Below are 23,458 nucleotides of genomic sequence, written 5' to 3' on the forward strand. Positions count from 1 at the left end.
AACAGCTGGTGGAGATCTCTCCCCAGCTAAATTTTACCCACTTAGGGTTTTTTTGAGGCTGAACCTGTGAGCTGTGGTGGACATAGGCAAAGCACTTTAAATGTGATGTCAAAGAGGAATTTTTTCTTATGGTTACGCACGATGCTAAACGTAAAACGTTAGTGCTCGCTGTCGCGGGCGCATTGTTAGGAACGGGGTTTATGGCAACCCCAGAGGCCAGGGCTGAAGGCTTTGTGGATGATTCGTCACTGACTGGCGGTATCTATTATTGGCAGCGTCAGCGTGACCGTAAGGATTTAACGCCGGGCAGTGCAGAGTATGGCAAATATGTTGCTAACCTGCATCACTCCACCTTTAACGCCAATCTGGACTTCTCATCCGGCTACGCGGCAGACATGTTTGGTATCGACCTGGCCGCTTTCGGTGCAGTTGAAATGACCAACAGCGGCCCGGCAGCACCAAACGAAATTGGTTTCAGTGATGCTAAAACTCGCTGGGATGAAAAATGGACTGGCGATAAGAGTGGCGTCAGCGTGTATAAGGCGGCAGCCAAATTCAAATTTGGTGATTTCTGGGCGCGTGGTGGTTATATCCAACCGACAGGGCAGACATTGTTAGCACCACACTGGAGCTTCATGCCCGGGACTTATCGTGGTGCTGAAGGCGGTGCGAAATTCGATTTTGATACAGCGGGTGCACTGTCCATGTCCTACATGTGGACCGATGAATATAAAGCGCCGTGGTATCAGAATATGTACAACTTCCGTCAGGCGGATGGTTTGACCGGCGTGAGTTACCTGCACTCAATCGGTGCCAAATACGACTTCAAAAATAAGCTGGTGATGGAAGCGGCATTCGGCCAGGCCAAAGACTACATGGATCAGTATTTTGCCAAAGCCTCGTACGCCTTCCCGGTTGCGGGCAATGATCTGCGTACCTCTTACCAGTTCTACGGCGCGAAAGACAAAGTTGATGGTGGTGCCAGCAATGTGAATGACGTCTATGACGGCTTAGCCTGGTTGCAAGCATTAACTCTGGGTTACACCACCGGGCCATTTGACCTGCGTTTGGAAGGGACTTGGGCTAAAGCTGAAGGTAACCAAGGCTACTTCCTGCAACGTATGACTCCAGGTTATGCGACCTCCAACGGCCGTTTGGACGTTTGGTGGGATTCTCGCTCTGACTTCAACGCCAACGGCGAAAAAGCGCTGTTTGGTGGCGTGATGTATGACCTGAAAAACTGGAACTTAGCGGGTTGGTCAGTGGGGACTTCCTATGCCTATGGCTGGGATGCAAAACCAAGCAGTAACCCCAAATTCGACCAAAATACCCGCCTGAAAGAGTCCGCATGGAACTTTGATGTGCTCTACACGCTGCAAGAGGGTCGGGCGAAAGGCACCCTATTCAAACTGCATTACACCATGTACGACAACCATACCAATATTCCAAGCTTTGGCGGTGGTTTCGGCAATGTGTTCCAGGATGAGAAAGACGTTAAATTCATCGTAATTGCACCATTTACCATCTTCTGATTGCCCTCCCCGGTAACCACTCCGGGGTCATAATGGAGCACCTGCTATGAAGAAAACGCTTTTTATTATTGCCGTGGTATTGGGATTGAGTGCCTGTGCGCCGCAAGCGCCGGCTCAACCGGAAGACACTAAGCTGAAGCAAGCATACAGCGCTTGTATCAATGCCAGTGAAGGCTCGCCGGAGAGATTAATCCCCTGCAAAGCGGTATTGAATGTCTTGAAGCAAGAGAGAGCGCATCAAGCTTTTACTGAGAAAGAGACGGTTCGGGTATTGGATTATCAGCGCTGTATTGACGCGGCGCATACCGGTAATGGTCAGGCCTATGAGGCGCAGTGCGGAAAACTTTGGCAAGAAATTCGCGCCAATAACTAAGCTTGAAACCATTCTGAGAGTAGCAATTAAGCTAACAATAATTCAGCCAGCAGCAATACTTCCAGTAGTGACTCTGGCTGCAATTATTAATTACGGATGAGGTTAGTGATGAACAGATTCAAATTAAATACGTTAGCGGCGATCACCGCGACCTTCGGCTTGATGGGGGCCGCCAATGCGGACACCGCCAATCAACAGATTGTTGACCAGCTCAGCACCTTGAAAGTTAACTATAAAGTATTGGATAACCGTGCTGGTGAGAATGGTGCTGATTGCGCCAAATTGGGGGCTGATTGGGCATCTTGCAACCAAGTAATGATAACTCTGACCAACACTGGGGATGAGATCAAAGGCCGGGATTGGGCCATTTACTTCCACAGCATTCGCCAAATTCTGACGGTAGATAACGATCAATTCAGCATCACACACCTGACCGGTGACCTGCATAAAATTGAACCTACGGCTAAATTCGCCGGTTTTCCTGCCAATCAGGCGGTTGAAATCCCGATAACGGGTGAATATTGGCAGCTGTTTGCCACTGACTTTATGCCGCGCTGGTATGCCACCTCCGGCGATGCGAAACCCAAGGTGCTGAAAAGTACCGACACTGAAGATATCAACGAATATCTAACCCAATTTACGGGCGATCAGTGGAAACGTACCAAAGATGACAATAACGTGCTGATGACGCCGGAGTCTCGTTTCGTCAAAAATGAAGCGGTGAAAACATTAACGGCAGCAAACCTACGCGGGCAGATTATTCCGACGCCAATGGAGGTCAAAATTCATCCGCAAGACGTGAATTTGAGCCAGGGCGTGGCACTGGATCTGAGCGCTTTACCTAAACCGGCTGCCGAGGTGGTACAGCAGCGTTTCGAATTACTCGGCCTGAAACTGAACGCCACGGGCTTCCCGATAAAAACCTCGATTCAACCGGCGGTGTTTAAAGGCGACTTAGCGGTTTCCGGTGCCTATGAGCTGAAAATTGGTGACAAAGGCGCACAGGTCATTGGTTTTGATCCCTCCGGTGTGTTCTATGGTTTGCAATCTATCCTCTCTTTAGTGCCCACTGACGGCAGCCAAAAAATCGCCACACTAGACGCAAAAGATGCCCCGCGCTTTGAATACCGTGGTCTCTTCCTCGATGTTGGCCGTAACTTCAAAACCAAAGAGGCGGTGCTGCGTTTACTGGACCAGATGGCCGCCTACAAGCTGAATAAATTCCACTTCCATCTAAGCGACGATGAGGGTTGGCGCATTGAGATCCCAGGCCTGCCAGAGTTAACCGATGTGGGCAGCAAACGTTGTCACGACTTGACTGAAAACAGCTGTTTGTTGCCGCAGCTGGGGTCTGGCCCGGATAGCAGTAATCTGGGGAGCGGCCATTTCACCCGCGATGACTACATCGAGATCCTGAAATACGCCCAAGCGCGCCAGATTGATGTTATTCCTGAAATTGACATGCCAGCCCATGCTCGTGCCGCGGTCGTTTCCATGGAGGCCCGCTACAACAATCTGATGAAGCAGGGGAAAGAGAAAGAGGCTAATGAATTCCGCCTGCTGGATCCTACCGATGACTCCAACACCACCTCGGTGCAGTTCTATGAGCGCAAAAGTTATCTGAACCCATGTCTGGACTCCTCTAAGCGCTTTGTCGATAAAGTGATTGGCGAAATGGCTCAGATGCACAAAGAGGCCGGTATGCCGTTGACCACCTGGCACTTTGGCGGTGATGAGGCGAAAAATATCCGTCTGGGGTCGGGGTTCCAGGACAAAAACGGCCCAATTGAGCCGGGCAAAGGCATCATTGATAAGAGTGTTGAAGATAAGCCATGGGCCAAGTCGCAGGTCTGTCAAGAGATGGTCAAGCAAGGCAAAGTTCAGGATGTGGAGCATCTCTCCAGCTACTTCGCCATTGAGGTGAGCAAATTAGTTAATGCCCATGGCATCGAAAAAATGCAAGCGTGGCAGGATGGCTTGAAAGATGCCAAAGACGCGAAAGAGTTTGCGACCAAACGTGTTGGTGTCAACTTCTGGGACACCCTGTTCTGGGGCGGTGCCGACTCAATCAATGATTGGGCCAATAAAGGCTACGAAGTGGTGGCGTCCAACCCGGATTATGTCTACTTCGACATGCCGTATGAAGTTAACCCGAGCGAACGTGGCTACTACTGGGCAACCCGCTTTAACGACGAGGAAAAAGTGTTCAGTTTCGCCCCAGACAACATGCCGCAAAACGCCGAAACCTCTGTTGATCGCGATGGTAATCACTTCAGTGCGAAGAGCGACAAGCCATGGCCTGGTGTGCACGGTATCTCCGGTCAGTCGTGGAATGAAACTGTCCGTACCGATGAGCAGATGGAGTACATGATCTTCCCACGGGCATTACCGCTGGCGGAGCGCGCCTGGCATCGTGCGTCATGGGAGCAAGATTATCAAGCGGGTCGGGAGTACAGAGGCGGCGAGACGCATCTGGTGGATACCAAGGCGTTGGACACTGATTGGCAGCGTTTTGCCAACATCATGGGTCAACGTGAACTGGCGAAACTGGATAAAGCGGGCATCGCTTACCGGCTGCCGGTGCCGGGAGCACGAGTGGTCGCGGGTCAATTGGAGGCTAATATCTCCTTACCGGGCTTGATTATCCAGTACTCCACTGATGGTGGTAAGCAATGGCAGCAGTATGATGCCAAAGTGCAACCTAAAGTCAGTGGTAATGTAATGATCCGCTCAACCAGCCCGGATGGTAAACGTCATAGCCGGGCCGAGCCAGTTAAAGTCTGATGATGGGTTTCAAATCGCTGTGTCTGCTGTTTACCCTGTTTTGTGGTAAACAAAATTAAGTGAAGTTGAGTTGATGGTTTTCCCCCGGCTTGCCGGGGTTTTTTTCAGTGCTTAAAATCTTTATAAGATCAATGCGATAATGCGGCATTATCTTTTATCGTGCGCAGACTCGTTTTCACGGCAATCGCCGGATTCACAGTGGCCGTACAGGTAGAGACTGTGATTGGTCAGCTTGATGCCGTGTTGCTTAGAAATTTCACGTTGAAGAGTTTCAATCGCTTCATTGCTAAACTCGATCACTTTGCCGCAATCCAGGCAAATCAGGTGATCGTGATGATGTTGCTGCGTCAACTCAAAGACTGATTTACCGCCTTCGAAATTGTGGCGGGTCACAATACCGGCATCGTCAAATTGATTCAGAACGCGGTAAACCGTCGCCAGACCAATCTCTTCACCAATATCGATCAGCTTTTTATAAAGATCTTCCGCGCTGACGTGGTGGCACGCCGGATCTTGCAACACTTCCAGAATCTTCAGCCGGGGCAGTGTTACTTTAAGGCCAGCGTTTTTTAAGGCTTTGTTGTTGTCAGTCATGCGGATTCAGTCCTGTTACTATCGATTCAAATTAAGGCTGTTCAGCCTATGACATCCGTGGCGTAATAATTACAATTACGTCTCATTATAGAACTGCTCGCCCCAAATGAAAACCGTGGTTGTTAACAAAGATATAATTGCACACTTTGCCAGATTAATCATGCGGTGTATTGATGAATGGGGGTGTAGCATCATTTTAGTTTATGTTCGCTAGCGATAACGTTAAAAAGTTGTAGCGACTTATTTTTATTTTTCACGAATGAAGATGTGGATCTGTGGGCTGCTTAACAGAGAAGGGTGAAAGGGATGAAGAGCAACGAAAACGCTGGGCGATGCTCAATACACCACAGCGTTTTCGGGATGGCGTATTAGCCGGTGATTTCAGACAAATTCATCTCTTCACTGATCTGTTTTACCCAAGCATCAACACGTTCATTCGTCAGTTCCGGTTGGCGATCTTCATCAATGGCTAAACCGATAAAGTGATCATCATCAGCCAGGCCCTTGGAGGCCTCGAAGTGGTAACCGGCTGTTGGCCAGTGACCGACAATCGCGGCACCACGTGGTTCGATGATGTCGCGCACGGTGCCCATCGCATCGCAGAAATACTCTGCGTAGTCCTCCTGATCACCGCAACCGAATAGGGCAACCAGCTTGCCGTTGAAATCGATCTCTTCTAGTGTCGGGAAGAAATCATCCCAGTCACATTGTGCTTCGCCGTAATACCAAGTTGGGATACCGATCAGCAGGATATCGAAGGCTTCTAAATCTTCTTTGCTGCTTTTGGCAATGTCGTGAACCTCAGCAACATCTTTGCCCAGTTGCTTTTGGATCATCTTGGCAATGTTTTCGGTATTGCCAGTATCGCTGCCAAAGAAAATGCCTACAGTCGCCATATAACTTAATACCTTATAAATTCAAATATTTATGCAGATTATTGCGCTTTCTGCCCAATAATATAACACATTTCATAGCGCAGCATCATGCCAGAAAACCCTGCCGGGCGGGTATCAAGTTTATGCGATATTAAATTTTTGTGAGTTGCTCAACCTTATAACCTCATTGCCGATAACCGTTGTGTAACCGCAAGGTTGCAATTAGCGGTGCCAGGGGGAAACCGTCAGATGAAAATTTGCCGGAAAGGAGTTGTCGTTAGCTGTATGGAACGTCCTTTATTGCTTTTCGGTCATCAAATAACACCAGAGTCTCTAACGGTAACCATCCGATATATAAGGGGAACGAACATGCAGTTTTTAAAAAATATTACTATCAGAGCAGCGCTATTATGGGTGCTTGGCGCCTTTTGCCTGCTCTGGGGCGGTGTATCTGCCTATACATTGTTATCACTGAATCAACTCACACAATCATCTAACGCGAATACGGTGTTGGTTGAGAATATGAATTTAGTTAATCAGGGGACGGATCAATATTTCCGCATGGTGACCCGTCTTGCCCGCGCAGTCGATTATCACCAAAGCGGTAACCTGGCCGATGCGGATAAAGAGCTAAAATCGTCCAGTGCCGCGCTGGAAAACCTGAAGAAAAGACTCGCCGAGTTTAAAGCTATCGACCATGCACAGATTGATCCTGCTTTAGTCGCTGGAGTGATTGATGGATGGAGTGGATTAATTGAGCAGGGGGTGATGCCGCTTTATCAGGCCGCAATGGATAACAATACCGCCGCTTATCAAGATCTGGCGAAAAAAACGGTGCCTGCATTAAGCCGCCAATATGGCGCGGTTGCCGAGGGTTTTAATCAGGCGGCGTCAAAGGCCATTGGCGTGGCGAAAGTGCAATTCTCGCAACTGACAAAAGTGAGCAGCATAACACTTATCTCTGCATTGGTGGCCGGTCTGGTGATTTTACTGGCTACTGACCGCTACCTATTGGCCAATCTGGTGCGTCCGCTGGATGAGATCCGTGCGCATTTTCGGGTTATTGCTTCCGGTCAGCTTGGGCAGCCTATCGTCGATTTTGGGCGTAACTGCGTTGGGCAGCTATTCCCGCTATTGCGCGATGTGCAAACCAGTTTGGTCAATACCGTAGAGGCTATCCGTAGCAGTACGGATGGGATTTATCACGGCGCGGCCGAAATTTCTGCGGGCAATACCGATTTGTCGTCTCGCACCGAGCAGCAGGCCGCCGCACTGGAAGAGACGGCAGCTAGCATGGAGCAGTTAACCGCGACCGTAAAACATAATGCTGATAATGCGCATCACGCCAGTCAACTGGCGGCGAGTGCCTCCATCACGGCGAAAAAAGGCGGGGCGCTGGTGGCTGACGTGGTGCACACCATGGATGAGATCTCTGCCAGTTCGCGCAAAATCGCGGATATTACCACCGTGATTAACAGTATTGCTTTCCAGACCAATATCTTGGCGTTGAATGCCGCAGTTGAAGCGGCCAGAGCGGGTGAGCAGGGCCGTGGTTTTGCGGTGGTCGCCAGTGAAGTGCGTAATTTGGCACAGCGCAGTGCGCAGGCGGCGAAGGAGATTGATGGCTTGATTACCGAGTCGGTCAACCGAGTGAAAAGCGGGTCGGCATTGGTGGAGAGTGCCGGTGTCACCATGGATGAAATCGTTCGTTCGATCACTAATGTAACCGACTTAATGGGAGAGATAGCCTCGGCTTCTGATGAGCAAAGTAAGGGCATTAGTCAGGTTGGGCAAGCGGTGGCAGAGATGGACAGCGTGACCCAGCAGAATGCTGCTTTGGTGCAGGAAGCTTCGCGTGCTGCGGCTTCATTGGAAGAGCAGGCGACGCAGCTAAACCGAGCAGTGGCGGTATTTAAATTACAATCAGATGATGCGCGGGCAAAACCAGCAGTGAAACCTCGGGCGAATCCATTAAAACTGGCACCTGTCGCTGCCAAGGCAGACAGCAACGCCAACTGGGAAACTTTCTAGGAATAGCGGCGTGGCGTAAGTGATTACGCCACGCCGTGGTGGTAACTGATAGGGTTAAAACCCCTCTTGATCATGGGCTAATTGAGCCAGTAACATCTGTTCAATCAGTTCACTGCGGCTGATGTTACGCTGCTCAGCAAGGCTGTTGAGAGCATCGACGGCATCGGCATTAATCTTCAGTTCCACGCGTCGTAAGCCACGTACTTTATCGCGCCGTAGTTGATTTCGCTTATTAATTCTAAGCTGTTCATCACGGGATAATGGGTTTGTTTTCGGGCGCCCCGGACGGCGTTCATCTGCGAACAGATCCAGCGTCGTGCGATCCGTTTGTTCTTTTGCCATAGGTCGCGGTACTACAAGGGAGTGACATCAGAAAGCGTGGCGTAGCCTTTCTTGATGATTTGGTTTACACATTCCAAGCTTAGAACATAGATAGAACGCATTGAATAACCTCTATGTCAGCAGCCTGAATTTGCATTTGCTGCCAAACACCGCAGCAAATTTATAGCGCGCCATAATACCCCAGCCAACCGAGCAACGACAATGCTTTACTGTGATTAGATTGGGCTAATTCGCTCTTTTTTGCACAATTTTTCCACAGGAAATACATTTCTTTTCCCCAGGGTATAATTTTTAATCAACATCCAAGGCGCGCTCTGTTTTTTTTATTCAGTGTGCTGTTTGGCCGCTGGATTATCATCAATAAAGCGGTGGATAGCTCGCAAGACAGAGTCAGGTTTTTCAGCATGTACCCAGTGACCGGTTCCGGCGACGACATGGGCGCGGGCTTGCGGGAATTGGCGGGCAATATCATCGCGATGGCTATCCTGGATATAGGGCGATAATTCACCACGAATAAACAAAATAGGGTGGGGCCAGGGTGGGATGGGCTGCCAGCCGACAATATTGTTATATTGGTCCCACAGCGCAGGCACGTTAAACCGCCACTCGCCATTCTGAAATGACTTCAGCAAAAACTGGATAACCCCCTCCTCCTTTATTGACTCACGCATCAGTTGAGCGGCCTCCTGACGCTGAGTGATACCGGCGGCACTTACGGCATTGAGCGCTGTAAAAATAGAGTCGTGGCGGCGCACCTGATAATTGACCGGGGCGACATCAATCGCGACCACTTTTGCAATGCGATCCGGAGCTATTGCCGTCAGTGCCATTGCGACTTTTCCACCCATCGAATGACCAATAATTATCGCTTTCTCTATCGCAAGCTGGTCCATCAACTCCAGCACATCTTGCGCCATATCCGGGTAGTTCACCTGAGGCGAACGGGGTGATAAACCGTGATCGCGCAGATCAACCTGAATAACGTTATGCTCTTTTTGCAGGTCGCGGGCCAATACCCCCAAGTTATCAAGGTTACCAAATAATCCATGGATCAGAATGATTGGCAGTGACGGGGTGGGAGAAAGTGCGTTTTGTAAGCGGAAGTTTAATTTCATGGCGAAGTTCATGCTGAGAGATATTCTGGTTAGGGTATCATGACTGAGCGAAGGTGTGCTGCGCCACGATTTTATCAGGCATATGTTTATCAGACATATGTTTATAGAGATATGCTTATCAAATAGATGTGGATTGTTGAGTGGCTACTGGCGGTGCGGGTTATTATCCCAATAATGCCATGATAAAGGTACTCGTTAGCGCACTTTGACTTTATAATCCTTGGATATGCATAAGAAAGTAGAAAACCGTACTGGATAATGATGAAAACTATTGAACTCGACGAAGAGCTTTATCGCTATATTGCCAGTCATACGCAACACATTGGCGAAAGTGCGTCCGATATTTTACGGCGTATGTTGAAATTTACCGCAGGTCAGCCGGTAGTGAGTTCAGCAACCACTGATGATGCGGCGAAAGTGGCGGCGGCTCCAGCACCACGGGATCGGGTTCGTGCGGTGCGCGAACTGCTGCTATCCGATGAATATGCCGAGCAAAATAGGGCGGTTAACCGCTTTATGTTAGTGCTATCAACGCTCTACACACTGGATGCTCACGCCTTTACTGAGGCGACTGAATCACTACATGGCCGCACTCGGGTCTATTTTGCGGGTGATCAGCAGACGTTATTGCAAAATGGGACACATACCAAGCCCAAACATCTCCCCGGTACGCCATACTGGGTGATTACCAATACCAATACCGAGCGTAAACGCAGCATGGTGCAACACATCATGTTGGCAATGCAGTTCCCGCCGGATCTGACTGATAAAGTGTGCGGAACTATCTAATTTCGTTGAAACTGTGCCCAATAGATTTCAATATGCAGGAGGGCCGTAAGCAAGCGCGGCCAGGATATCTGTAGCTTGAAAGATAACGGGTATATAGGAGTCGTTATTGTGGCTAACCACCCTCGTGCTGGGCAAGCAGCTCAGCAAAGCGATTTGATTAATGTTGCTCAGTTGACGTCGCAATACTATGTATTGCAGCCGGATGCAGAAAACCCAGCCCATGCGGTCAAATTTGGCACCTCTGGGCACCGTGGCAGTTCATTACGTCACAGTTTTAATGAAGCGCACATTCTGGCTATCGCGCAGGCGATTGCGGAAGTTCGCCATCAACACGGCATAACTGGCCCCTGTTATGTGGGTAAAGATACCCACGCATTGTCGGAACCGGCCTTTATTTCGGTGCTGGAAGTGCTGACGGCGAATGGCGTGGATGTGGTGGTGCAACAAGAGAATGGTTTCACCCCGACCCCCGCAATCTCACACGCCATTCTTTGCCATAACCTACAGGGTAAAGCGCTAGCTGACGGCATTGTTATCACGCCCTCCCACAACCCGCCTGAAGATGGTGGTATCAAGTACAATCCACCCAATGGTGGCCCGGCAGATACCAATCTGACCTCAGTGATTGAAAAGCGCGCTAACCAGTTACTTAGCCTGCATTTAGAAGGGGTGAAACGTCAGACGCTGGATAGAGCCTGGCGCGGCAATCATCTGTGTGAACAAGATTTGATCCAACCCTATGTTGAGGGCTTGGGCGATGTGGTGGATATCCCTGCCATTCAGCGCGCGGGTTTGAAATTGGGGGTCGATCCGCTCGGTGGCTCAGGTATTGCCTACTGGCAACGCATTGGTGAGCACTATAAGTTGGATCTGACGCTAGTTAACGACTCTATCGATCAGACTTTCCGCTTTATGCATCTTGACCATGATGGTGTGATCCGCATGGATTGCTCATCAGAATCGGCGATGGCGGGGCTGCTGGCGCTGCGCGACAAATTTGATTTAGCCTTTGCTAATGATCCCGATTATGACCGCCATGGCATTGTCACGCCGGCCGGATTGATGAATCCGAACCATTACCTTGCAGTATCGATCAACTACCTGTTCCAGCATCGCCCGCAATGGGGCGCTGATGTGGCTGTGGGTAAGACGCTGGTTTCCAGTGCGATGATTGACCGAGTGGTGGCTGATTTAGGCCGCAAGCTGGTGGAGGTGCCCGTCGGCTTCAAGTGGTTTGTCGATGGATTGCACGATGGCAGTTTTGGTTTTGGTGGCGAAGAGAGTGCCGGGGCATCCTTCCTGCGCTTTGACGGCACCCCCTGGTCCACTGACAAAGATGGCATCATCATGTGTCTGCTGGCGGCGGAAATCACGGCAGTGACCGGCAAGAATCCACAGCATCACTATGATGAGTTAGCGCAACGTTTTGGTGCACCAAGTTATAACCGTATTCAAGCTCCGGCAACCCAGGCGCAGAAAAATGCGCTGGCTAAGTTGTCACCTGAAATGGTGACCGCGAGTATGTTGGCAGGTGATCCTATCACTGCGCGTTTAACCAGCGCACCGGGTAATGGCGCCTCGATTGGCGGGCTGAAGGTGATGACTGACAACGGCTGGTTCGCCGCCCGCCCATCTGGCACCGAAGAGGCGTATAAAATTTACTGTGAAAGCTTCCTTGGCGCAGAACACCGCGAAAAGATAGAGCAGGAAGCCGTTGATATTGTCAGCGATGTATTGGCTGGCGCTAAATAGCGGGCAATATCCATAATGGAAAAGGCAGCCTAAGCGCTGCCTTTTTACTGTGTTCAATATAGCCAATCAGCCCAATGCCACCATCAAAGCGCCGGCGGTAATCAACGCGACCCCCAATCCAGCAATGAGCGAGATTTTTTCACCAAAGAGAATAAAGGCCAGAATCACGGCGAAAACGACACTCAGTTTATCTATGGGGGCGACTTGCGAAACATTGCCATTTTTAATGGCCATAAAATAGAATAGCCAGGATAGTGCACCGGCGACGCCACTCAATACCACAAATAGCAGGGCTTTTTTATCGGCCAAAATGGCACCGACCAGATTGAATTTGCCCTGAACTACCACCACGCCCACTAAAAACAGTGCCATTACTACCGCACGTATGGCGGTGGCGGTATTAGCATCTAAATGTTGCAGACCTATTTTACCCAATATTGCCACCAGAGAGGCGGTGAGGGCAGATAGCAGCGCATAGATTAACCAGGTACTCATCACGTATAACACCTGTTTTATAGCAAAAGGCCGATACTACGCCCTGAAACACTATTTGCCCATCTTCTTTTCAGCAATAAACGAGAGTTATTACTTATCCAGGAAGGTGAGAAAATTGACGACATTCTTTGGTATAAAATGGGGGGGTAAAAATTCACTAGTTGATTGCGGCTCTTGTTGTTGTGATATTGCCTGTGTCAGCATAGCGAGGTTTTGTTCACGACACTTTGTGTGTTTTGGATTAAAAATAGAGGATACTTTGTTAATGCCATATTCACGTTCTTTATTTAGCATGTCATTGACTTTTGAATCTGTAATCTGACCTAAATCAGTAGATTGCACAGCAAAAAAACTAGGTATTTCCATACGAAAATTATCGGGTGAATTACTACCGGGGTACTGTTTTGTTACTAACCATTGAGTCTTTGGCCCCTTATCACTTAGCTGGTTCTTAACTAATACACGTAGATTATCACCATTTTTATTGCTGGTAATTAACATATGTGAACCATATCGTTCTGTTTTTAATTCGTGGAAAAAGTGATGGTCAAATTTAAGGATATTATTCCCGCCTGACTCCTCATTTATTATGTTGACGCCATCGCCAACAAAGAAATGATATGTATCATCCCCATGACCGCCAGCTAAGAAATCATTGCCTCTCCCCCCGATTAACTCATCATTACCTTTACCGCCAAACAGATGGTCGTCACCTATATTATTTCGCCCATTATCTTTAGGATTATTTCCATCGCCCTCTATCTGGTCACCGCCATCGCCAGCAAAAATCATGTCGTTACCACTACCGCCAAAAAGATGATTACCAGTGGAAAAATGTTCACCACCGGCATCGCCAGAAATATAGTCGTTACCGTCGTCGCCCATCAGATAATCCATTTCATCGCCGCCATGTATAATGTCTGTGCCTGCGCCACCTGAAATTGTGTCTGCACCATCACCCCCAAAAATAGTATCATTACCCTCTCCACCGCTTATTTTATCACTTTGGATACTACCAACAATATAATCATTACCTGTCCCCGCTTTAATAATACTTCCCCAACGCCCTGCGCCCACATAAATAGTATCATCCCCATCGTTCCCATAAATAGTACCCTGCCCTTGTTCACCATGTATTATATCATCTCCGCTCCCCCCGTGAATAATATATTGACCTTGTCCGCCGTGTATTGTATCATTTCCATTTCCACCATAAATAGTATTATTACCTTGTTCAGCATATATTACATCATCTCCGTCATCCCCGTGAATAACATTGTTACCTTGCCCGCCGTGTATTGTGTCATTTCCCTCACCTCCATAGATAGTGTCATCACCTTGCTCGCCGTGTATTGTGTCATTTCCCTCACCTCCATAGATAGTGTCATCACCTTGCTCGCCGTGTATTGTGTCATTTCCCTCATCTCCATCGATAGTGTCATCACCTTGCCCGCCGTGTATTGTGTCATTTCCGGCACCACCAGTAATATAATCATTGCCACCACCTGCAGAAATAATATCATCACCAGCGCCACTATTTATTGAGTCATTGCCATCGTAGGTATTAATAATGTCATCTTGGCTGCCACCTAGAATTTGATTACGGTAATTTTCGCCGAGGATTATTGTGTTTTTGGTACTGCTAGAGAAATTGATAAGTTGGTATCTATAATAAATATTGCTATCGTCATGTTGACTGCCACCTCCTAACATGAACATTCTTTTTGTTTTTGGAGTAAAATTTTTTAATTTATGTCCATCAATGCTAACGCCTATTTCTAATGAATCCTCCTCTTTTCCGTTAAGATCACAGAATATGAATGTGATAGACTCTATTTCTTTGACTTCACTTGCTATGAGTTCATTTAATTTAAGTGTGTCAGTGATGTTGTTGCCTGTAGTTATAGTGCTGTCCATGATGTGAATAAAGTGTTCATTTTCTTTTTTGTCAATAGATAATTCATTTGAGTTTATATTGTAAAATTTTAACGTGATATTATTCTTATTATCGATTGATTTAGTTATTTTCTTGTATTTATCAGAGTGATGATTAGGGCTTATTTCATATATTTTTTGTTCGTGGATTATGTCAGTCATGATGTTTTCCTTTGGTGTGTTTTTATATTATTATCCTATGATTGATTTTTTTTAAATTAATAATCATTAGATTTATCTTTAAATCTATTATTAATGGTGTGATTTAATGCGCGCCGCGAATGAATGGAGAGTATGGGCGCTGTAACTAATATAGATTTTTGAGCTAAAGAATAAAGCGATAGCCGACACCGGTTTCAGTGAGCAGGTGTTTGGGGCGGGTAGGGTCTGCTTCTAATTTCTGGCGTAAGTGACCCATATAAATGCGCAGGTAATGGCTGTGTTCGACATAATTAGGCCCCCAGACTTGGCTGAGTAGCTGGCGTTGGGTTATCACCTTGCCGGCATTAGCGAGCAGGGCTGAGAGCAGGCGGAACTCAATGGGGGTCAGGTGCAGGTTTTCGCCGGCACGGGTGACCTGGCGGTTGATTAAATCGACGCTGATATCAGCAAAATTCACCAACGGGCTCTCTTGGCTGCCACCACTATGGCGGCGCAATGCCACCCGCACTCGTGCAAGTAATTCACTGATACCAAAAGGTTTACTCAGATAGTCATCAGCACCGGCATCCAGCGCGGCCACTTTATCCTCCTCGCTATTGCGGGCTGATAGCACAATAATTGGAATAGCACTCCACTGACGGAGATCCTGAATATAGGTCAGGCCGTCGCCATCGGGCAGCCCCAAATCCAAAATGATCAGATCAGGTTTACGGGTGCCCGCTTCAATCAGGCCCCGTTGCAGAGTATCACTCTCAAATACCCGCCAGCCTTCACTCTCCAGCGCAATACGTACAAAGCGGCGGATCTCTTTTTCATCTTCAACAATCAGGATATTGGTGGTGGAAATGGTCGCTTCTCCTTACGGCTAGCTCAATAGCTTGTTTTTGCCACTGTTATTGGTATTGGTATTGGTATTGTCATTTGCTGTATCAATGTACTCGATATCAACGTTATCGGCATCAATATCAGGTGCGGCTTCCAGCGGTAAAGTAAAGTGGAAGCTGGCACCGCCATCCTGGCTTTTCTCAACCCAGATCCGCCCGCCGTGCACATCAATGATGGCACGACAAATGGCTAATCCCAAGCCGACACCAGGAATGGCCGACTCTTTGTTTCCACGGGAAAATTTATCAAAAATAAGCTGCTCTTGCCCAGGAGTGACACCAGGGCCGTTATCCCACACTTCCACATTCAGCCATTCACCTTGCACCACCGCACGAATGCCCAGTAGCGCGACATTCCCGGCATATTTATGGGCATTCTCCAGCAGGTTAATAAACACCCGCTCTAGTAAGCTGCCGTCACAATTGATCAGCACCATCTTATCTGGCAGCTCGACACGAATCTGATGATGGCTGAGGGTGGTTTCCAGCATATGCAGTGCACTGCCGACTATCTCCTCAAGTGACTGCCACTCTTTGCGCAGATTAAAACCGCCAGACTGAATGCGCGCCATATCCAGTAAATTATTGACCAGTCGGGTGGTGCTGAGCACTTGCTGACGGATCTGGTTAGCCTGTGGAGCATGGGGCGAACCCTCAGCGGCCAGATCTAGCGTCAGTATCTCCGCCTGACCGAATAGCACGGTCAGTGGAGTGCGCAAATCGTGGGAGAGTGCCGCCAGCAGTGAGTTGCGCAGTTGCTCCCGCTCGGCATCCAGTTTTGCCAGTTCGGCGCTGCGCGCCAGATGCAGCCTCTCCAGCGCGTTGGCAATCAGGCTGGTAAAGGTTTGTAGCAAGCGCTGCTGCTCCGGCACCATCAATTGGCGCAAGTTAGCCGGTTCAATCGCCAGTACACCGAAGGTCTGTTTGGACGCGGTGAGCGGTAGCAGTTGATAGGGCACCCCCGGCAGGGTATCTGTGCCCGCGCCAGCCGGCGCACCTTTGTTAAAACTCCAGCGCGCAATGGCCTCGTCAACGGAGAGAGTGCCGCCATCATCGGTGGCAATTTGTTGTAAGCGCCCCTCCTCCTGTGGTAGCAACAGGCCCGTTTTGGCCTGAAAACTGCTGGAGAGAAAATGACGGCTGGTTTTGGCGATATCAGCCGGGGTGAGAGCGCGGCTTAACTCACGTGACATTTCGTACAGATGGCGGGCGCGTTGCTCACGATAACGGGCAATTCTGGCCTGATAGCGCACTCCGGCGGTCAGATTACCCACCACGATCCCGACAATGAGCATCACACCAAAAGTCACCAGATATTGCACATCAGTGACCGCCAGCGAGCCATGTGGCTGCACAAAAAACAGATCGAAACTGGCCACATTAATAAATGCCGCCAATACCGAGGGCCAGCGACCATAGAACAGCGCAATAATGACCACGCCGAGCAAGTAAACCATCACCAGATTGGCCTGATCGAATCCGGGCATTAACCATTGTGATAATAGAGTGATCACGGCACATAAGCCGATGGCCGCAATACAGCCACGTAGCTGCATACGCCACTTCTCCGTGAAGGGGCGTGAGTCACTCTCTTTCGCGACACTGGCGACACGATCATCATCCTCCAGCGCGATGATCACCAGATCTAAATCCGGCCCTAACTTACCGAGGCGGTCGGCAAAGCTGCCGCGCAGTTTCCACTGTTTCTCTACTCGGCGGCCAATAATGATTTTGCCCAGATTATGCTCACGGGCGTAGCGCAGTATGGCCTTCTCTTCACTGGGTTCCGAGAGTGTGGCGGTCTCCGCCCCCAGATCTTGCGCCAGCTTCAGTGTGCGCAAGATAGCCCGCCGCCGGGCTTCCGGCAGGCCATGTAGACGTGGGGTTTCCACATACACCGCATGCCAGATACAGCCCAATCGAGCCGCCAGTCGGGCGGCGGTGCGCACCAGTTTTTCATTGCCGCTGTTGTGACCGATACATAATAAGATAGCGTCGCGGGTGTGCCAGACGCGCTCGCGCCCCTGGGTGTCACGGAAGGCCCGCATCTGGTCATCAACCCGATCAGCAGTACGGCGTAGGGCCAGTTCGCGTAGGGCGATTAGGTTGCCTTTGCGGAAAAAATGTTCAATGGCCCGCTCTGCCTGACCGGAAATGTACACTTTGCCCTCATTTAGGCGCTGGCGCAGATCATCGGGGGGGAGATCCACCAAGACCACCTCCGTGGCCTCATCAAACATATGATCGGGCACGGTTTCCCGCACGCGGATACCTGTCACGCCGCCGACTACATCATTCAGGCTCTCCAGATGCTGCACATTCACGGTGGTCAGCACATCAATACCGGCATCCAGCAGCTCTTCCACATCTTGCCAGCGTTTGGGATGACGGGAACCCTGGGCATTACTGTGGGCCAGCTCATCCATCAAAATCAGTGCCGGATGGCGGGCCAGTGCGGCATCTAAATCAAACTCACGGATCTGACGGTTGCGGTGAGGGATGCGCTTTTGCGGCAGAATGGTTAGCCCCTCTAGCAACGCGGCGGTTTCGCTGCGCCCGTGTGTCTCCACCACCCCGACCAGCAGATCCAGCCCCTGAGCACGCAGGCGCTGGGCCTCTTGCAGCATGGCGTAGGTTTTACCCACCCCGGCACAGGCACCAAAAAAGACTTTCAACCGGCCACGGGGCTTCTCATTGGCGGCCGCGAGCAGGCTGTCGGGGTCTGGGCGGGTTGGTTCTGCATCCATGATGATTAGATCCTTAAGGTTTTGCCGATACGTGACTCTGAGCATCCAGTGCCATATTCAGATTCAGCACATTGACCACTGATTCACCGAAGAAATTGGGTGTCGCTTTCTGTGTGCTGCTATCAATCAATTGTTTCACCTCAGACAGCGGCATTTGGCGCAGGGCCGCAATGCGGGGCGCTTGATAATAGGCGGCTTCCAGCGAAATACTGGGGTCCAAACCACTGCCAGACGCGGTGACCAGATCAACCGGTACTGGGCCTGTTTGCGTAGGATTGGCCTGACGCTGTAATTTAACCCGCTCACTGATAGCCTGCTCCAGCGCCGGATTGCTGATCGCTAAATTACTGCCACCTGAGGCCATTGGATTATAAGGCATCTCTGCGGTGACTGATGGGCGGCCGCTAAAATAACCCGGCTGAGTAAAGTTCTGGCCGATCAAACCGGAACCTATCACCTCATCACCCAACATGACCAGCGACCCCTTAGCTTGCTGGGAAAACATTAATTTAGCCAGCCCGGTGGTCAGTAGCGGGTAGGCGATGCCGGTGATCAGTGTCAGTAATAGCAGTAGCACCAAGGCTGGCCGTAGATATGAGTGGCGGGCTATTGATGACATATTTGTGGTCGATGACATCTTTTATTACCTCAATTTAGCGCTTTAAACGGGCCACCATCAACGGTGACAGTGGCCTTGACGAAAACGTGATTTTCCTAGCCCAAATTTAATGCTGTTAGCACCAGGTCGATCACTTTGATACCGACAAAGGGCACCAGCAGCCCCCCCAGACCATAGATCCACAGGTTGCGGCGCAGCAGGGCGGCGGCACTCATCGCCTTATAGCTGACCCCTTTTAGCGCCAGTGGGATCAGAAATACAATCACCAGTGCGTTAAAGATCACCGCCGACAGGATTGCCGAGGCGGGGGAGTGCAACTGCATCACATTCAGGGCGTTGAGCTGCGGATAGGTCGCGGCAAAGGCCGCCGGGATGATGGCGAAATATTTGGCGACGTCGTTGGCGATACTGAAGGTGGTCAGGGAGCCACGGGTCATCAGCATCTGTTTGCCAATATGCACCACCTCAATCAGCTTGGTCGGATTGGAGTCTAAATCCACCATGTTGCCCGCCTCTTTGGCCGCCTGAGTCCCGGAGTTCATCGCCACCGCCACATCTGCTTGTGCCAGTGCTGGCGCGTCGTTGGTGCCGTCGCCCGTCATCGCCACCAGCCGACCCTCTGCCTGATACTGACGAATCAATGCCAATTTAGCTTCCGGCGTAGCTTCTGCCAGAAAATCATCCACGCCCGCTTCTGCGGCAATGGCGGCGGCCGTCAGGCGGTTATCACCGGTGATCATCACGGTTTTAATGCCCATTTTGCGCAGTTCTGCAAAACGCTCTTTAATGCCGCCTTTCACGATATCTTTTAGCGCCACCACCCCCAGCACCCGTGGCCCATCCGCCACCACCAGCGGTGTACCGCCGGTGCGGGCAACATACTCTACCGCATCATCCACGGCGCGCGGGAAGTGGCCCTGATTAGACTCCACATGGCGGCGAATTGCATCGACCGCCCCTTTGCGGATCATCCGATCCTGCACGTTAACACCGCTCATGCGGGTTTGCGCCGAGAAGGGCACAAAGGTGGCATTCAGGCTGTGCAGGTCCCGCTCACGCAAGTTAAACCGCTGTTTAGCCAGTACCACGATACTGCGGCCTTCCGGTGTTTCGTCAGCTAACGAAGAGAGCTGCGCGGCATCCGCCAGTTGCTGCTCGGTGACCCCCGGCGCGGGCAAGAACTCTGACGCCTGACGATTACCCAGAGTGATGGTGCCGGTTTTATCCAGCAGCAGCACATCAACGTCACCGGCAGCTTCCACCGCGCGCCCACTGGTGGCTATCACGTTGGCCCCCAACATCCGGCTCATCCCCGCCACGCCAATCGCGGATAACAAGCCGCCAATGGTGGTGGGGATAAGACAGACCAGCAGTGCCACCAGCACGGTGATGGTCACGGGATGACCGGCTTGGTTTGCCTCGACGCTGAACACGGAGAATGGATAGAGTGTCGCTGTCGCCAGTAAAAAGACGATGGTTAGCGCGATCAGTAAGATGGTCAGCGCCACTTCGTTTGGCGTCTTGCGACGTTTTGCCCCTTCGACCATGGCTATCATGCGGTCGAGGAAGGTTTCACCCGGATTCGCACTGCACTCGACTACCAGCCAGTCGGACAGCACGCGCGTGCCGCCGGTGACGGAGGAGAAGTCGCCGCCAGATTCGCGGATAACCGGGGCAGATTCACCGGTAATGGCGCTCTCATCCACCGATGCGCCGCCCTCCAGCACTTCGCCATCGCAGGGCACAGTGTCACCGGCCTCGATCAGCACCAGGTCACCCTTGCGTAGACTGTCGGCAGAAACACTCTCATGTGGTGCATCAAAGCGGGCTGCCGAGAGTTTTTTGGCCCAACTGGTTTTTTTCACCCCACGCAGACTCTCAGCCTGCGCTTTGCTGCGCCCCTCGGCCAGTGCTTCGGCAAAGTTGGCAAACAGCACGGTAAACCACAGCCACAGGGCGACACTGCCGGTAAAGGTGGCGCTACCGGCGGTTTGCCCGCTCAATATCGCCAGCCAGATCAGGGTAGTCAGCCAACTGCCCAGATAGACCACGAACATCACCGGATTACGCCACTGGACGCGCGGGTCCAGCTTCTTCATTGCATCAAGCAGCGCTGTACGAACCAGTGCTGGTTCAAAAATCGCGCGTTGTTTGTGAGTCATCGTTATTCTCTCTTAGCAATACTCTTGGCACTGAAGCCGCAGGGGGTAGCGATGCTCGCGACCCCGAATCACTGGCTTGAGTAACCTATTCAATGTGGTAACCAGATTTGCAGATGCTCAGCGACCGGGCCTAAGGCCAGCGCGGGGATAAAGGTCAATGCGCCGACCAATAACACCGTACCGACTAGCAAACCGATAAACAGTGGCCCGGCAGTCGGCAGGGTGCCGTTACCCGCAGGTTGGCGCTTTTTCGCCACCAGCGAACTGGCAATCGCCAATACCGGCAGAATCACCCCAAATCGCCCCAGGAACATTGCCGCGGCGAGCAGCAGGTTATAAAACGGCGTGTTAACACTCAGGCCGGCAAAGGCGCTGCCGTTGTTGTTGGCCGCAGAGGAGAGGGCGTAGAGCACTTCGCTAAAACCGTGGGCACCGGGGTTGAGGATCCCGGCGCGGCCGGCATCGGTACAGAGCGCCAGTGCGGTGCCCAGCAGCACGACAGCAGGGGTGACCAGAATCGCCAGCGCGGTCATTTTCATATCAAAAACGTCAATTTTCTTGCCGAGATATTCAGGGGTGCGGCCAATCATCAAGCCAGCAATAAACACGGTCAGCAGCACGAATAGCAACATGCCGTACAAACCTGAACCGACGCCGCCGAACACCACCTCACCAATCTGCATCAGCCACATCGGCACCATGCCACCGAGGGCGGTAAAGGAGTCGTGCATGGCGTTAACCGCTCCGCAAGAGGCGGCGGTCGTCACCACGGCATACATGCTGCTGGCGAGAATACCGAAGCGGGACTCTTTGCCCTCCATATTGATATTGCTGTTGGCACCCAGTTGAGTTAAGTGCGGGTTACCGGCCAGCTCGGCATACATCACCACCACCACGGCGACGACAAAGATTAGCGACATGGCCCAGATCAGCGCATGGCCCTGACGGTTATCCCCGACCACCTGGCCGAAGGCGAAGCAGAGTGCGCAAGGGATCAGGAAAATCGCCAACATCTGCACAAAGTTGCTGAACGCGGTTGGGTTCTCAAACGGATGTGCCGAGTTAGCACCAAAGAAGCCGCCGCCATTGGTCCCCAGCATCTTGATAGCTTCCTGTGAGGCCACCGGCCCCATCGGCAAGGTCTGTTTTACCCCCTCCAGGGTGGTGATGTGCAGGTAGCTATCCAGATTTTGCAACACGCCCTGACTGACAAAAATCAGTGCGATGATCAGCGCAATCGGCAGTAAGACATATAGAGTGATGCGCACCAGATCGACCCAGGCATTGCCGAGTGTGGCCGCAGAATGGCGGGCAAAAGCCCGAATCAGCGCAAAAGCGACAGCAATACCGGTGGCGGCAGAGAGGAAGTTTTGTACCGTCAGCCCCGCCATTTGGCTCAGATAACTGAGTGTATTTTCGCCGCTATAGGCTTGCCAGTTGGTGTTGGTGACGAAGCTGACCGCGGTGTTCAGTGCCAGATGCCACGACATACCCGACATATTTTCAGGATTCAGCGGCAGTGAGCCTTGCGCCATAAGCAGTGCAAAGAGCAGCACAATGCCCAGCAAGTTAAAGCTGAGGATCGCCAGCGCATATTGCCAGCCGTTCATCTCTGTATTTTTTACGCCGCTACAGCGCCATAAAGCGGCCTCGATTTTTTGTAATGGCGCAAAAGGTTCGCCTTCGATAAGGCGTGCCAAAACGCCCCCCAACGGACGGGAGAGCACCAACAACACCAGCATGAAACTGGCGATAAGCAGAAATCCTGATGCCGCCATTTAAAAGTCCTCCGCATTAAACAGGGCATAAACCAGATAGCCCAGAAGCAGCAGAACCAGCAGCGCACCACCCATGATGCTGAAACTCACAATACACCTCCACAGCGCATGTTTTGATAACCCAGTTTTGGTCACTCACGATTTGATAACAGCAGCTTAGGAAGTTGGGCGAAAAGTTCTTGATAAAAAAGTGGGGTGGGGTGTAAAAAAAGTATAAAAATGGTCAAAAAAAGTACATCAAGTGGGTGTAATTTATTCAGCTTGAAAAAGATGATAGCCAATTGCTAATAACCAGATAGCGCATAACGATAATGCAACGAGTAAGTGGCTTTAAATTAACCTTGATGTAACAAAATTACAGAAGTGACAATTTCTATCGATTTTTATGCGCTATTAGTGGTCGGATGAGTGGTAAAGTTTCAATCAATGCGGTAAAATTTTGTCCAGTTACCAATTATCTTATTTAACTTTCAGCGCCTCGCGGTAAAT

18 protein-coding genes are annotated in these 23,458 nt (G+C 50.7%); 6 read left to right on the forward strand and 12 right to left on the reverse strand.

Annotation, left to right across the window (positions count from 1 at the left end):
* Positions 1-128 precede the first annotated feature (128 nt).
* The 3 genes from chiP (at position 129) to HRK25_RS12185 (ending at position 4,689) form a co-directional block, all read left to right on the forward strand.
* Entirely contained in the window at positions 129-1,532 is a 1,404-nt protein-coding gene (gene chiP, locus HRK25_RS12175) for a chitoporin ChiP (protein ID WP_005277144.1), read from the forward strand.
* A gap of 46 nt (positions 1,533-1,578) precedes the next feature.
* The gene (gene chiQ / locus HRK25_RS12180) at positions 1,579-1,905 is read left to right on the forward strand and encodes a ChiQ/YbfN family lipoprotein (RefSeq protein ID WP_005277139.1); all 327 of its coding nucleotides are present in this window, start codon (positions 1,579-1,581) and stop codon (positions 1,903-1,905) included.
* A 108-nt stretch (positions 1,906-2,013) separates the two neighbouring features.
* Positions 2,014-4,689 carry a beta-N-acetylhexosaminidase gene (locus tag HRK25_RS12185; RefSeq protein ID WP_099460535.1) on the forward strand — a complete coding sequence of 892 codons (2,676 nt, stop codon included), beginning with the start codon at positions 2,014-2,016 and terminating at the stop codon, positions 4,687-4,689.
* Between the two features lie 147 nt (positions 4,690-4,836).
* Here the strand turns inward: HRK25_RS12185 and fur are convergent, their stop codons facing one another.
* Positions 4,837-5,283, reverse strand: coding sequence for a ferric iron uptake transcriptional regulator (gene fur / locus HRK25_RS12190; RefSeq protein WP_004875622.1), 447 nt, complete (start codon positions 5,281-5,283; stop codon positions 4,837-4,839).
* Positions 5,284-5,651: 368 nt separating this feature from the next.
* A complete protein-coding gene (gene fldA, locus HRK25_RS12195) occupies positions 5,652-6,179 on the reverse strand; it encodes a flavodoxin FldA (RefSeq protein ID WP_005277133.1) in 528 nt (175 codons plus the stop codon).
* A 348-nt stretch (positions 6,180-6,527) separates the two neighbouring features.
* Between fldA and HRK25_RS12200 the strand changes: the two genes are divergently transcribed.
* Positions 6,528-8,189 (forward strand): methyl-accepting chemotaxis protein, encoded by a 1,662-nt coding sequence (locus HRK25_RS12200; protein ID WP_005277130.1) that lies wholly within the window; start codon positions 6,528-6,530, stop codon positions 8,187-8,189.
* A 54-nt stretch (positions 8,190-8,243) separates the two neighbouring features.
* Here HRK25_RS12200 and ybfE read toward each other — a convergent pair whose 3' ends face one another.
* Both ybfE and ybfF read right to left on the reverse strand, forming a co-directional pair.
* Entirely contained in the window at positions 8,244-8,531 is a 288-nt protein-coding gene (gene ybfE / locus HRK25_RS12205) for a LexA regulated protein (RefSeq protein WP_005277127.1), read from the reverse strand.
* A gap of 323 nt (positions 8,532-8,854) precedes the next feature.
* Positions 8,855-9,646, reverse strand: coding sequence for an esterase (gene ybfF, locus HRK25_RS12210; RefSeq protein WP_032898495.1), 792 nt, complete (start codon positions 9,644-9,646; stop codon positions 8,855-8,857).
* 261 nt (positions 9,647-9,907) lie between these two features.
* Here ybfF and seqA point away from each other — a divergent pair, with 261 nt between their 5' ends.
* Both seqA and pgm read left to right on the forward strand, forming a co-directional pair.
* Positions 9,908-10,435: a replication initiation negative regulator SeqA gene (gene seqA / locus HRK25_RS12215; RefSeq protein ID WP_032898494.1), complete on the forward strand. Its 528-nt coding sequence runs from the start codon at positions 9,908-9,910 to the stop codon at positions 10,433-10,435.
* Between the two features lie 108 nt (positions 10,436-10,543).
* Positions 10,544-12,187, forward strand: coding sequence for a phosphoglucomutase (alpha-D-glucose-1,6-bisphosphate-dependent) (gene pgm / locus HRK25_RS12220; RefSeq protein ID WP_005277117.1), 1,644 nt, complete (start codon positions 10,544-10,546; stop codon positions 12,185-12,187).
* Between the two features lie 66 nt (positions 12,188-12,253).
* Here the strand turns inward: pgm and HRK25_RS12225 are convergent, their stop codons facing one another.
* The 8 genes from HRK25_RS12225 to HRK25_RS12260 form a co-directional block, all read right to left on the reverse strand.
* Positions 12,254-12,682, reverse strand: coding sequence for an EamA family transporter (locus HRK25_RS12225; protein ID WP_032898493.1), 429 nt, complete (start codon positions 12,680-12,682; stop codon positions 12,254-12,256).
* A 90-nt stretch (positions 12,683-12,772) separates the two neighbouring features.
* Positions 12,773-14,779, reverse strand: a complete 2,007-nt coding sequence (locus tag HRK25_RS12230; protein WP_099460656.1) for a calcium-binding protein — start codon at positions 14,777-14,779, stop codon at positions 12,773-12,775.
* Between the two features lie 163 nt (positions 14,780-14,942).
* Entirely contained in the window at positions 14,943-15,626 is a 684-nt protein-coding gene (gene kdpE, locus HRK25_RS12235) for a two-component system response regulator KdpE (protein ID WP_032898492.1), read from the reverse strand.
* 18 nt (positions 15,627-15,644) lie between these two features.
* On the reverse strand, positions 15,645-18,410 hold the full coding sequence (kdpD, locus tag HRK25_RS12240; RefSeq protein ID WP_005277100.1) for a two-component system sensor histidine kinase KdpD: 2,766 nt from the start codon (positions 18,408-18,410) through the stop codon (positions 15,645-15,647).
* A gap of 13 nt (positions 18,411-18,423) precedes the next feature.
* On the reverse strand, positions 18,424-19,047 hold the full coding sequence (gene kdpC / locus HRK25_RS12245; RefSeq protein WP_005277097.1) for a potassium-transporting ATPase subunit KdpC: 624 nt from the start codon (positions 19,045-19,047) through the stop codon (positions 18,424-18,426).
* Positions 19,048-19,124: 77 nt separating this feature from the next.
* On the reverse strand, positions 19,125-21,191 hold the full coding sequence (kdpB, locus tag HRK25_RS12250; protein WP_005277095.1) for a potassium-transporting ATPase subunit KdpB: 2,067 nt from the start codon (positions 21,189-21,191) through the stop codon (positions 19,125-19,127).
* A gap of 89 nt (positions 21,192-21,280) precedes the next feature.
* Positions 21,281-22,969 (reverse strand): potassium-transporting ATPase subunit KdpA, encoded by a 1,689-nt coding sequence (gene kdpA / locus HRK25_RS12255; RefSeq protein ID WP_005277093.1) that lies wholly within the window; start codon positions 22,967-22,969, stop codon positions 21,281-21,283.
* On the reverse strand, positions 22,970-23,059 hold the full coding sequence (locus HRK25_RS12260) for a K(+)-transporting ATPase subunit F (protein ID WP_032898491.1): 90 nt from the start codon (positions 23,057-23,059) through the stop codon (positions 22,970-22,972).
* Positions 23,060-23,458 lie beyond the last annotated feature (399 nt).

Source organism: Yersinia bercovieri ATCC 43970 (assembly GCF_013282745.1).
GTDB classification, from domain to species: Bacteria; Pseudomonadota; Gammaproteobacteria; order Enterobacterales; family Enterobacteriaceae; genus Yersinia; species Yersinia bercovieri.

What these genes read in the sequence shown, in the direction of transcription:
- chiP (WP_005277144.1), top strand. Translation starts at nt 129, where the DNA reads ATGGTTACGCACGATGCTAAACGTAAAACGTTAGTGCTCGCTGTCGCG.
- chiQ (WP_005277139.1), top strand. Translation starts at nt 1,579, where the DNA reads ATGAAGAAAACGCTTTTTATTATTGCCGTGGTATTGGGATTGAGTGCC.
- HRK25_RS12185 (WP_099460535.1), top strand. Translation starts at nt 2,014, where the DNA reads ATGAACAGATTCAAATTAAATACGTTAGCGGCGATCACCGCGACCTTC.
- fur (WP_004875622.1), bottom strand. Translation starts at nt 5,283, where the DNA reads ATGACTGACAACAACAAAGCCTTAAAAAACGCTGGCCTTAAAGTAACA.
- fldA (WP_005277133.1), bottom strand. Translation starts at nt 6,179, where the DNA reads ATGGCGACTGTAGGCATTTTCTTTGGCAGCGATACTGGCAATACCGAA.
- HRK25_RS12200 (WP_005277130.1), top strand. Translation starts at nt 6,528, where the DNA reads ATGCAGTTTTTAAAAAATATTACTATCAGAGCAGCGCTATTATGGGTG.
- ybfE (WP_005277127.1), bottom strand. Translation starts at nt 8,531, where the DNA reads ATGGCAAAAGAACAAACGGATCGCACGACGCTGGATCTGTTCGCAGAT.
- ybfF (WP_032898495.1), bottom strand. Translation starts at nt 9,646, where the DNA reads ATGAAATTAAACTTCCGCTTACAAAACGCACTTTCTCCCACCCCGTCA.
- seqA (WP_032898494.1), top strand. Translation starts at nt 9,908, where the DNA reads ATGAAAACTATTGAACTCGACGAAGAGCTTTATCGCTATATTGCCAGT.
- HRK25_RS12225 (WP_032898493.1), bottom strand. Translation starts at nt 12,682, where the DNA reads ATGAGTACCTGGTTAATCTATGCGCTGCTATCTGCCCTCACCGCCTCT.
- HRK25_RS12230 (WP_099460656.1), bottom strand. Translation starts at nt 14,779, where the DNA reads ATGACTGACATAATCCACGAACAAAAAATATATGAAATAAGCCCTAAT.
- kdpD (WP_005277100.1), bottom strand. Translation starts at nt 18,410, where the DNA reads ATGGATGCAGAACCAACCCGCCCAGACCCCGACAGCCTGCTCGCGGCC.
- kdpC (WP_005277097.1), bottom strand. Translation starts at nt 19,047, where the DNA reads ATGTCATCGACCACAAATATGTCATCAATAGCCCGCCACTCATATCTA.
- kdpB (WP_005277095.1), bottom strand. Translation starts at nt 21,191, where the DNA reads ATGACTCACAAACAACGCGCGATTTTTGAACCAGCACTGGTTCGTACA.
- kdpA (WP_005277093.1), bottom strand. Translation starts at nt 22,969, where the DNA reads ATGGCGGCATCAGGATTTCTGCTTATCGCCAGTTTCATGCTGGTGTTG.